Consider the following 610-nt stretch of genomic DNA (forward strand, 5'->3'; position numbering starts at 1 on the left):
ACAAGTAGGCTCCCACTGCTTGTACGTACACGGTTTCAGGTTCTTTTTCACTCCCCTCGCCGGGGTTCTTTTCGCCTTTCCCTCACGGTACTGGTTCACTATCGGTCAGTCAGGAGTATTTAGCCTTGGAGGATGGTCCCCCCATATTCAGACAGGATACCACGTGTCCCGCCCTACTCTTCGAGTTCACAGCATGTGTGCTTTCGTGTACGGGACTATCACCCTGTACCGTGCGACTTTCCAGACGCTTCCACTAACACACAAGCTGATTCAGACTCTGGGCTGCTCCCCGTTCGCTCGCCGCTACTGGGGGAATCTCGGTTGATTTCTTTTCCTCGGGGTACTTAGATGTTTCAGTTCCCCCGGTTCGCTTCGTTAAGCTATGTATTCACTTAACGATAGTGTGTCGGAACACACTGGGTTTCCCCATTCGGAAATCGCCGGGTCAAAGGTTCATATCACCTCGCCGGCGCTTATCGCAGATTAGCACGTCCTTCATCGCCTCTGACTGCCAGGGCATCCACCGTGTACGTACAAGTAGGCTCCCACTGCTTGTACGTACACGGTTTCAGGTTCTTTTTCACTCCCCTCGCCGGGGTTCTTTTCGCCT

At 53.3% G+C, this 610-nt stretch carries 1 rRNA gene; it reads right to left on the reverse strand.

The window, feature by feature from the left end:
• A 23S ribosomal RNA gene (locus tag ACQVDU_RS15850) occupies positions 1-547 on the reverse strand; the annotation flags it as partial.
• Positions 548-610: the final 63 nt, after the last annotated feature.

The sequence above is a fragment of the Microbacterium sp. F2 genome (assembly GCF_052274505.1).
In the GTDB taxonomy this organism is placed as follows: Bacteria; Actinomycetota; Actinomycetes; order Actinomycetales; family Microbacteriaceae; genus Microbacterium.